This is a genomic window from Paenibacillus baekrokdamisoli (assembly GCF_003945345.1).
In the GTDB taxonomy this organism is placed as follows: Bacteria; Bacillota; Bacilli; order Paenibacillales; family Paenibacillaceae; genus Paenibacillus_Z; species Paenibacillus_Z baekrokdamisoli.
Genome location: NZ_AP019308.1, coordinates 3,154,797 through 3,166,185, shown reverse-complemented (window position 1 = coordinate 3,166,185; position 11,389 = coordinate 3,154,797). Strand labels below are relative to the sequence as shown.

The following is an 11,389-nucleotide window of genomic DNA, read 5'->3' as shown; positions in this document are numbered from 1 at the left end:
GGGAGCGGGTGTTCGAGCATAAATAATTTTGTGTCAAAAAAAATCGGAGGTGTATGAGGAATGAAAATCGTTCAGGTGAGAAGCTCGGTGATTGGGTCCGTTCTTATGGGTATTCTGCTAATAACCGCCTATATCCTAGTAACTGTCACGTTCAAACCGGAGACTGTATTTGCTGCGAATACAACCTACTATGTGGATGCGGTAGGTGGTAATGACAGCAATTCAGGGACCAGTACGGGCGCGGCTTGGCAGACATTGGCCAAAGTCAACGCAACGACGTTTGGAGCGGGAGACAAAATACTGTTTAAGGCGGGTACGAGTTATACAGGTCAGTTGTGGCCCAAAGGCTCAGGAGCAAGCGGCAATCCGATACTCGTAGATAAGTATGGAACCGGAAGCAAGCCTGTCATTAATGGAGCAGGGACGGTTGCGGAAACGGTACGGTTATACAACCAGCAGTATTGGGAAATCAGCAACCTGGAAATTACCAATCTGGGCGCGACAAGAGCGCTGAGAAGAGCCGTCTGGATAGAAGCCAGTGATTTCGGGGTGATGAATCACATTCAACTGCTTAATCTTGACATCCACGATGTCAACAGCATCATCGGCGATTGGGATTTGGATGGAGGCGGTATTATTGTGCGTGTAACTGGCGGAGCCGTCTCCACCATCTTTAACGATGTGCTGATTCAAGGCAATACGATAACAGCAGTCGACAGTACAGGGATATTCGTACGAAGTGTCTGGATGAATCGCGGGGCTATGTCAGGCGGGGCCGGCCCCTGGGCGGGCTCCACCAATGTTGTCGTCCGAAACAATTCGCTTAACGATATCGGCGGAGACGGGATTGTTATTTGCGAGAGTATTGCGCCTCTTGTGGAATACAACGTTGCCTCTAACGTCGACCGGAGGATGAGCGGATCCCATACGGCGATATGGAATATGAATACCGACGATGCCTTATTTCAATATAATGAGGCCTACCTGACTCGCAATCCGAACGGCAAAGACGGACTTGGTTTCGATGCAGATGGGAATTCTCATAGATCCATGTATCAATATAATTACAGCCACGATAATGAAGGCGGATTCATGGACATTTGTAACTATGAAGGAGCTTCGGCGTTCAATGATAACGTCGTTGTTCGATACAATATCAGTCAAAATGATAGGAATCGTCTCTTTGCTAACTGCGGGCGAAACGTCAACGCAAACATTTATAATAACACCTTATTCACGAGTGCTGCAGGCAACATCCTGTTTGTATGGGACTATGCTGATCCGACTACAAGCGACTCTATGCTGAATTTTAGGAATAACATCATCTATAATACGGGGATTTTGTTATTTAATTGCAGTGATTGTACACGTGGATATACCCCGAGATCTTTTGATTACAATACCTTCTTCGGCAATCATCATAGCAGTGAACCAGGGGACTCGCATAAGTCGACGGCCGATCCGAAGTTTGTTAATCCGGGATCCGGAGGCAACGGCAGAAATACGGTCGATGGCTACAAGCTAAGGCCTGACTCTCCAGCCATCAATACAGGAATAACGATCGCGAACAGCGGCGGCAAAGACTATTGGGGCAATAGCGTACCGTATGCGGGAGGCGCAACGGACCGGGGGGCGTTCGAATATCAGGGAACTCCGCCTACAACGCCGCCGACGCCGCCCATCGGGACAACCTGGAAGGCATCCCTTCAATTCAGCGGCATTCAAGGCCAAGATCAATGGTACTACAAGCAGAAGAATCTATTTTACGGTACGTATACGAATGATACATGGAATGCCGCAAACCAGTGGTGGGCAGGCTCCCAGTACTATGCGATCATTACCAAAAATCTGACAGCACCTGATGCAGCCAACGATTCCGTGAGAGCCTGGGTCGCGCCGGCTTCGGGAACGATTACGATATCCGGGGTGGTAAGGAAATCAAACGTGACCTGCGGGGATGGAGCGGTTGCTTCGATTTTGCAGAACTCGACCGCTATATGGGGGCCCCAGCTCGTTGCGTATAACGATGCGCTGGGATACAACCTTTACCAAACGACGACGGTTACAGCAGGCGATATTATTTATTTTGGCATTAACAAAAATTCACTTAATGACTATTGTGACACTCTGAACTGGGATCCAACGATTACTTGGGGGGATCGCAAAGTATGGAAAGCCTCGGAAGGATTCAGCGAAACGCAAGGTCAGGACCGGTGGTTCTATAGGCAGTGGAACGGCAGCACCTATACGTACAAAACTTGGGATGCCGCTAAAGGCTGGTGGGTAGGCAACGTGAACTATTCCACCATTATGAGCACGTCGCAGCATGCCCAAACTGGACTTGACTCCGTTCGGACTTGGGTTGCACCGAAGGCGGGAACGATTACGATAACGGGAACGGTAAAGAAAGACAATGTGAATATGGGTGACGGTGTTGTTGTTTCGATATTGAAAAACTTAACGACGATATGGGGAAATCAAACGATAGCATGGGATGATTCCATTGGATATACCCATAGTGTGATCACAACTGTTGCGGCAGGAGATAACATCGACTTCCGGGTAAATTCGAACGCGGTCAACGACTATGGCGATAATGTGAATTGGGACCCTGTTATTACGTATAACTAACGAACAAGTACGATGAGCAGTCGGAATTTTTAATCCTGTTAAGAGGGGCAACCAGCGATGGATTGCCCTCTTGAATGTACTGGGGGCTGAACGAATGCTGAGGGGAAATATTAAATTTAACAAGATCGCCACCAAGAAGCATTTAATCATTGGGATTGGCGTGATCATAGCGGCAGCGGCTTGTTGGGTGAGCCTCATGCTCATTTATCCGCGGGAACAAACCGATTCCCCCGTCGCGACCGTAAACGGAGAGCCGATTTCCGTCTACGAGTTTAATCAAAGAATGCGGATGAACCGTACCCGCATACTTCTACATTTTCAAACCCAATACGGAGCGCAGGAGACACCTGAATTTTGGACATCCAGCTTTGATGGCGAAGTTCCACTCGAAATGCTGAAGAAGGAAGCCTTGGATGAATGCATTCGTATTAAACTTCAACAGCTGCTTGCCCGGGACAAGGGCTTGGTTCAGGACATTTCATATGCCGCCTTCCTTAAACAATTTAACCATGAGAACAATCGCAGAAAGGCGGCAATAAAAGCGAAGGAGGTTATTTACGGACCTGTTCAGTATTCGGAGGAGACTTACTTCGAATATGTATTTTCCAACATGCAATCGCAATTGAAGGATAAATTAAAAGGCAAGGAAATTGCTTACACGTCAGAAGATCTTAGGCAATATTATGAAGCAACCAAAGCTAAGTACGCCAAAGAGGCTCGTATAACAATCGAAAAGATAGCTGTCACTTATGTCGATCAGGACGGCAAAGTGATGGAGTCCCGCAAAAAGGAAGCCAAGCTCATCATGCAGAAGGCGAAGGAAAGGCTTGAGAAAGGGGAAAGCTTCGGAGAACTGGCCGAGGCGTACAACGAGACCGACGAGGAAAAGAAAAGCCATGGTGCACAGATCTTTGACAGCTCCTCAGCACGAACCGATCGTAAATACTACCCAGAGCTTCTTAAAGAGGTATCAAAGCTGGGAGCCGGCCAAACAAGCGGAATTATAGAAATCGGCAACACGTTATTCATTGTGAAGTGTGTGGAAAAACAAAATGGAGGATACGAAACCTTCAACGAAGCGAAAGAGAAAGTCGAGACGGATTATGTGAGCAGCCAATACGAGTCACTCATTGATAAGATGGTGAAAGGAGCTAATACGTTTTTCAAGAAAAGTAGGATCCCCCCACTAACATTTGCTTTGCGTGTATAGCCGCGAAGCCTTCCTGACTTCTATAATGAGTCAAATGAAAGAGTGGAGGGCGCTAAAATGTCTAACGGTAAAGGGTCAATAAGGGATCCAAGAGTTCGGGAATATGTGAATCCAAGCAGAATCTTATGGACGTCGGATGATGGTAAGTCAGCGGTAGAGAACGCTGCAAGCTTGCTGGATGGACGAGATAGCCAGTCAACGCTTCAATCAGATAACCCCTGTGTGCTCAGAAATAATGGATATCCAGCAAGCATCTTGCTGGACTTCGGCAAGGAGTTGCATGGCGGGGTACAGATTGCCGCCTGGTTTATGGGCGGGAACGAGCGCACAGCCAAGCTCAGGGTGCGCTTCGGGGAGTCAGCCATGGAAGCGATGAGCGATATCGGCGGAGAGGGGAATGCGACTAACGATCATGCCATTCGCGATCAGATCATTGATGTATCGTTCCTTGGGGCCACGGAATTCGGCAATACTGGTTTTCGCTTCGTACGCATCGATCTGGTGGAAGAGAACAGTTTCATTGAATTGAAAAGTGTGCGCGCCGTTTTTCTATACCGTGACCTAGAATATAAGGGAAGCTTCCGAAGCAGTGATCCACTGTTGGATCAAATTTGGGATACCGGCGCTTATACCGTGCATCTAAATATGCAGGACTATTTGTGGGACGGTATCAAAAGGGATCGCTTGGTATGGATCGGGGATATGCATCCAGAGACCTCAACTTTGCAAGCGGTGTTCGGCAGCCACGAGATCGTGCCGGCTAGCTTGGATTTTATCCGGGATCGTACGCCCCTTCCCGGTTGGATGTCGTTCCCTAGCTATTCCGTATGGTGGTTGCTCATCCATTACGATTGGTATATTCAAAACGGGGACTTAGCTTATCTGGCAGAGCAGCGAGAATATCTCGTCGACTTGTTGGATTTGATCGCCAAGCAGATCAATGAGGACGGGACGAACAATGCCCCAAACCCATTCCTGGATTGGCCGTCGAGCGAAAATCTAGAAGGCGTTAAGGCCGGTGTGCATGCGTTGTTCGTACTGGCGATGAAACGCGGAGCTGAGCTTTGTCTCATACTAGGAGACGAGGCTGTCGCATATAGATGCGGGCTGACCGAGCAAAAGCTTAGGCGCCACGTACCTCATCATGCAGGAAGCAAGCAGGCGGCGGCACTATTGGCGCTTGCCGATCTATGGAGCGCGCAGGAAGCCAACGAGGAGGTGATCGCCGTTGACGGTTCGAAGGGTGTGTCCACTTTCTACGGCTATTACATGCTGGAAGCTCGCGCGAAGGCCGGAGATATTCAAGGAAGCCTCGACTGTATCCGCGAATACTGGGGAGCGATGCTTAAGCTTGGCGCAACCACCTTCTGGGAGGACTTCGATCTTTCCTGGATGAAGGATGCTGCCAGGATTGATGAATTAACACCTGAAGGGAAGGTAGATGTTCACGGAACCTATGGTAACTATTGTTATCAAGGCTACAGACACAGCCTCTGTCACGGATGGGCATCCGGTCCGACCGCATGGCTGACGCGCCATGTGCTTGGGATCGAAATTATGGAGGCTGGCTGCAAGGTAGTGCGGGTCGAACCAAATCTGGGTGACCTGGATTGGGCAGAAGGTGGATTTCCGACGCCGCTTGGTGTGATTCACGTGAGGCATAACAAGCTGGAGGACGGCTCCGTGTATTCCGTCATTCAGGCACCTTCAGGCATCTCGATAATTGCCCTTAGCAGTGCTGAACTGCTTACGGTAGGCTGAGGCGGTCATTCCGGTAATTTTGCGAAATGTTTTGTTGAAGAAGCGATAATCGTTATATCCTACGGACTCGGATATAACGATTATCGTTTTTGTGTCTTCCACCAGCAGCCGGCAGGCTTCCTCGATTCGCACCTTCTGCAAATAGTCGAGCACGCTGATTCCTGTCACACTCTTGAAGATACTGGAGAAATAACTTTTGCTGAGCAAGGCTTGTTGAGACAATTGGTTGAGTTGGATGGGGCTTGAGAATTTGTCACGCATATATTGAATCGATTTCTGGATGAGCTCGAGTTTGTAGTTATAGGGATGAGGACCTTCGCGGTACAAATCCTTGTAGGTTCTGTACGTTTTGATGAGGAGCTCGCAGAGCTGCATCTTCAGAATGTCCAAGTATCCTTCTTGTTTGGCCTGGTACTCCTGGAGCATATTGTCGAAAAGTTGGGCGAATGCCTTGCGAGGGGCTGTACCCAGCATCAGGTCTGGCATATTCCCCGTTTCCTCTGGATACAATCCATTCACTAAGAATAAGCTGGTAATTCCGCGCATGATGGGCAGCTCGATATGCAGGTGCTCGATAAAAGCGGGCAGAAACATGCAATTATATACGAGGAGCCCGTCTGTATTGGTCCGGTCATAAGGATAGAAGCAATGGGGCGTATCGTAATTGATGATGAAGAGATCCCCTTCGGTAACGGGAATCAGGCGGTCTCGGACTCTGTGCAGCCCTTTGCCTCGGCAAACGTACACAATTTCGATAAAATCGTGAACATGCAGCTCGAGCTCGTCATAGTTATCGTATGCGTATTGGTTGATAAAGAAAGGAATATGATCGGTGAAGATCAGGTCTGACCTGAGCGTAGTAACAGGATTGATGAGGTTCACACCATTTCTTAGGGAGTTGCATTCATCTCTATTATATCAGAATACAGCCGACTCGCTTCAAGCTATAAACAGTCAAAAAAGTCCAAAAAATACGTAAGATTATTACTATATTTAAAGTAGAAATCTATCCTATATTTATAGTGATAGACGGCGTATAACCCCGAATGGTAAGCGCTTTCAGGAGATTTGCACTTCTAAATCCCTGTTGTCGAAATGGTTATGCTATAATCCTAGGAACGCATACCTAAACAAGCGTGCGTTCCATTGCTCAATATGACGACTCTTATGATTATCAACGGACAGGCTCAGCGTCCCGACAAGAGCGTCTTTTTTTCTTTCCTGCGAACAGCAGCTTTCGTGAGAGGGGTTATTTGACATCTATGATAAAAATCCAGATCCCAATAAAGGGCATGCAGCGACTTTTTTTTTGGCATGAGCAAAAAATTCATTTTTTTTAATTCCCTCGTTGGTGTGGTATTTATTACTGTGCTAAGCGCATTGCTGTCGCAATACATGGAGAAATATACGATGGAAAATATAAATCAATACGTAATGAGCCTTAATGTACAAATAAGCAACAGCATCGATTTGTATGTCGACGATATGCAGAAGGTGCTGATGATGCTCTCGGAGGATTCGAATCTTCCCATCATAGCAGATAAAAAATTTATCGGAACCTATGAAAGCTATCAGGCGTACAGCAAGTTTTATGATAATATACGATCGCTGATTTTCTTCAAAGGCTACAAGTCATTGTCGGTTATTTTATACGATAAGCAAGAAATACTAACGACGGATTTAACAGATGGTCATGACTACAAATATTTGCATCAAGCATTGAACGATAACACGTATAAAGAAATTACGGATTCCGAGCAATCGATGATCTTACTTCCTGAATTTTCACTGCTGCCGTATAAAGATAACAATATTTTATTCTCACAAGCGATTAAGCTGTGGGGCAATCTTCCCGGAGAGAAAGACTTCATGGTGCTTAGTGCTGATAAGAATCTATTCGCGAATTTCCTAGCGGGTGTTAATAACAAAGCTTTCGATGATATCTTGATCACGACCGCAGCGGGCCAAGTTATCTTCAGCCTGAATTCCGACGTATCGGTGTATTCAGAGTTCAAAGATAAAGATATAGGCAGCTTAAGCGCTTTCGAAACGCTCCATTTAAACGGAGTCAGCTATTATGCCACCCTTAACAATTCCGCTTCAACGGACTGGTACGTCATTTCTTTGATTAACAAGAATAAGATCGACAAGCAAATATATGACTCCAAAATGACAATTATTTATATAGGAATTACCGTAATCCTCATTCTTATTATCGCTGTAAATTTGTATGTTACGAGGAGTACCAGGGATTTGAAAAGGTTATCCAAAATGATGAAAAATATAGAGAAGGACAACTTCCAAAGCAGGAGTGAGATTAATAGAAATGACGAAATCGGTGATTTAAGCCGCAGCTTTAATTCGATGGTCAAAAATGTTCTGGAAAATCAGGTGTTGAGAAAAGAAGCGGAAATCAAAAGCCTTCAGGATCAGATTAATCCGCATTTTCTATATAATACGCTGGATACAATCAGTTCGCTGGCCATTAAGCAGGATCATGTCAAGATTAACCAAACCATTGAGAAGCTTGCTGATTTCTATCGCTACAACATGAATATCGAAAGCAATAACCTTGTAAATATCGGGACGGAAATTCAGCATGTGAAAAACTATCTTGAAATCATTACGCTCCGTTACGGCACTAGATTGAAAGTTAACTATGATATCGATGAGGAAGTGCTGGATTGTAAAACAATCCGATTCATGCTGCAGCCTGTTGTTGAGAACTGTGTCCAGCATGCTTTTAATGAAATGTATCTTAATTGTGTAATCGACATTAAAGCCTATTCTGACCAGGAAGCCGTCTTCCTCGAAGTGTCGGACAATGGGATTGGTATGGAGGAAAGCCGCTTGAGTACGATCATGAGCTATATTAATGGGGAAAGACAAGCGCTGGATCACGGTGGCAATGGGGGCGTAGGCCTTAGAAATGTGAATTTGCGGTTTAAGCTCACATTTGGAGACGCGTATGGAATAGTGATTAAAAGTGAAAATGGCGAAGGAACGAAAGTTATCATTACCAGTCAAATCCTGAAGTGAGGTGCGCTCATGATAAAGGTATTAGTCGTAGATGATGAAGAGCTAATTTTGGATAAAATCGTATATTTACTAAAAAAGAGCGCTATAGAGTTTGAATCCATCCTGTGTGCGGGCAATGGTCATGATGCACTTAACCTAATCGCAGCGGGTCATATTCCAGACATTATCTTATCCGATGTCAGAATGCCTGTCATGAATGGTTTGGAGCTAATCGAGAGAGTAAGAAGCTTGCATTCCCAGGTCCGATTCATTGTCATAAGCGGATATGCTGAATTCGAGTATGCTGTCAAAGCTATGCAGTACGGTGTAACCAATTATGTACTAAAACCTGTTAAGGAACATGAGCTTATTGTTGTTGTTGAGCAGATGCGGGATGAGATTGTAAAGGTCCAGCTGGAGAAGGAAGCGATGCAACAGACGGAGTCGGTAAAAGATGAGAATAAGCGAATGTTTATTGAGAAGATGCTCTATCAGATGCTGAATGATCATCAGGGTGATCACAGCTTGAGAATTGGTTTGGACAAGAATAGCGGTATCCTAAGCCATCAAGTATATATCGTTTCCGCGATTAAACTCCATCCGGATCAGCAGCAGGCCCAACGCTATATTTACACTAAAATGCAGCAGCATTTTGGCGAGAAATCAGATCACATCTGGATGTTGGAGAACACTTTCGGTAAAGATACCTTCATTCTTATATTCGGCGGAAAGGATGGCGAAGATATCGTCGTAACCGCGGTAAGGGAGACGAAATTGCTTCATAAGCTGCTTCGTGAGGAATATCAGGTAGCGGCCACGATGGGAATTAGCAATGCATGCAGCGACTTGAGAGCAGCCTATCAGAATGGTATTACGGCACTGAAAAGCCGGTTTTTGTATGGTGTGGGCAGCATCTATGTTTACAGTTCAAATGTATTTCACAAGGATAGAGCCTTACAATCCTTTATATTTAAGGTAAAGCTTGTAGAGAAAAGCTTGGAAAGTAAAAGCATGCTGAAGAGTATAGGGATCCTTCGACAATTCGCGGAGGAATTATTCATCGATCGCATTGCTGATTATCTTGGAGAAACTTCCATAGACTACCTCTTTAACGAATATCTGAATATCATTATCCGCTTCTGCTTGAAGAACAATATTGAATTCCTCGATAAAATCGAGCCGAATGTGATATCCGGAAAGACGCTAGAAGGCCTTGATGACAATAGGGCTATTGTGAAACTCATCGGGACAACGTTGGATAATATCTTTAACAATCCTCTCCATGCAGATGGCGAATATCTTCAGCATAACAGAGCGCTTCATTCTTCGGTTGTGGACAATATCATTCTCTATATCAACAGAAATATTAATGAAGAGATCACTCTCCAGATGATCTCTGAGAAGTTTGCTATTAACCCTTCTTATTTATCGAGGGTCTTCAAAGCAGCTACTGAACAAGGCTTCGTTAAGTATGTAACGGGTCTTAAGATTGTCAAGGCACTGGAGCTTCTTGAGAACAGCAGCATGGAAATTGCGGATATCGCTCATGGATTGGGTTTCTCCGATCAGCAATATTTTAACCGGGTATTCAAGAAAACGACGGAGATGACACCGAGTGAAGCGCGGTCAAGGAGTAAAAAAAGTCCAAAAAAGACGTAAGATTTTTACTATATTCATCCATGTCCTTTAACGTAAAGTAAGAGTATAAGCAATGCAGGAATGCTAGTTTAACAAACGGTGGTGAAGAGAGCAGCTAAGATAACAAAATAGTAAGAACAGAAGAAACTATTGATATTACCAAAAAAGTAAGCGCTTACATTATTATTGTTCGTCCATTATTCCTCGAAGCAGGTGATCATCATGAACAAGGTTTACCTTCAAAGATGGCTTATCGCATTCACTTTACCTGGATTTATATTCTTTCTCGTGTTTTCCTATTTTCCCATGTATGGAGTTATTATTTCCTTTCAGGACTACGACGTGTTCAACGGGATCTTTCACAGTCGGTTTATAGGCTTTGATAATTTCCGCACCCTGTTCAATATGCCTGACTTTACCAATGCCCTCAAGAATACGATTATTATCAGTTTGCTGAAATTGATCATTATTTTTCCGACTACGATTATCATTGCCCTGCTAATCAATGAGATTAGCACGGGTTGGTTCAAGAAGTTCATTCAAACAACCTCTTATCTGCCCTACTTTGTATCCTGGGTCATCGCTGCTGGGATTTGGTATAAGCTACTGTCTATTGACGGCGGAGTAGTGAATGATGTGTTGATGTCTCTTCATATCATCAAGGAACCCTTTTACTTTGTCGCTGATCAGAACGCTTTTTATCCGCTTATTCTATTTACCGAGGCTTGGAAAAGCATGGGGTTCAGTGCAATTATCTTCATTGCAGCCTTGTCGTCGATTGATATGCAATTATACGAAGCAGCAAAGGTAGATGGAGCAAGCAGGTTCAGGCAGATCTGGCATATCTCGCTGCCCGGCATTAAAAATACGATCGTACTGATGTTCATACTCAGTGTCTCCGGATTAATGAGAGCCGGCCAAGATCAGATGTGGACGATGTCAAATGTCACGATTCAGAATAAAGCCGAGATTCTAGATACGCTTGTCCTTAGATACTTGAAGGATATGGGGATGATGGGTTATTCGATTGGAACGGCTATGGGGATCTTTCAAGCTTTTGTTGGCCTTGCCCTATTTATCTCCTGTAATTACTTAGCAAGAGCAGCGAAGAGCGATTCGATTATTTAAGTG

At 45.0% G+C, this 11,389-nt stretch carries 7 protein-coding genes; 6 read left to right on the top strand and 1 reads right to left on the bottom strand.

Annotated elements, in window-relative coordinates; all coding sequences use genetic code 11:
* The first annotated feature begins 60 nt into the window (after positions 1–60).
* From EKN16_RS14280 to EKN16_RS14270, 3 genes are all read left to right on the top strand, one after another.
* A complete protein-coding gene (locus EKN16_RS14280; protein WP_125658232.1) occupies positions 61–2,631 on the top strand; it encodes a hypothetical protein in 2,571 nt (856 codons plus the stop codon).
* Between the two features lie 94 nt (positions 2,632–2,725).
* Entirely contained in the window at positions 2,726–3,841 is a 1,116-nt protein-coding gene (locus EKN16_RS14275; protein WP_125658229.1) for a peptidyl-prolyl cis-trans isomerase, read from the top strand.
* Positions 3,842–3,898: 57 nt separating this feature from the next.
* A complete protein-coding gene (locus tag EKN16_RS14270) occupies positions 3,899–5,602 on the top strand; it encodes an alpha-L-rhamnosidase-related protein (RefSeq protein WP_125658226.1) in 1,704 nt (567 codons plus the stop codon).
* On the opposite strand, the gene EKN16_RS14265 is transcribed toward EKN16_RS14270, so the two are convergent.
* A complete protein-coding gene (locus tag EKN16_RS14265) occupies positions 5,549–6,484 on the bottom strand; it encodes an AraC family transcriptional regulator (RefSeq protein ID WP_125658223.1) in 936 nt (311 codons plus the stop codon). The two genes, EKN16_RS14270 and EKN16_RS14265, sit on opposite strands and share 54 nt — an antisense overlap.
* 432 nt (positions 6,485–6,916) lie before the next feature.
* Between EKN16_RS14265 and EKN16_RS14260 the strand changes: the two genes are divergently transcribed.
* The 3 genes from EKN16_RS14260 to EKN16_RS14250 all read left to right on the top strand — a co-directional run bounded on the left by EKN16_RS14260 (position 6,917) and on the right by EKN16_RS14250 (position 11,386).
* Positions 6,917–8,641: a sensor histidine kinase gene (locus tag EKN16_RS14260; protein ID WP_125658220.1), complete on the top strand. Its 1,725-nt coding sequence runs from the start codon at positions 6,917–6,919 to the stop codon at positions 8,639–8,641.
* A gap of 9 nt (positions 8,642–8,650) precedes the next feature.
* Positions 8,651–10,279, top strand: coding sequence for a response regulator (locus EKN16_RS14255; protein WP_125658217.1), 1,629 nt, complete (start codon positions 8,651–8,653; stop codon positions 10,277–10,279).
* 201 nt (positions 10,280–10,480) lie between these two features.
* Positions 10,481–11,386, top strand: coding sequence for an ABC transporter permease (locus tag EKN16_RS14250; RefSeq protein WP_125658214.1), 906 nt, complete (start codon positions 10,481–10,483; stop codon positions 11,384–11,386).
* Positions 11,387–11,389 lie beyond the last annotated feature (3 nt).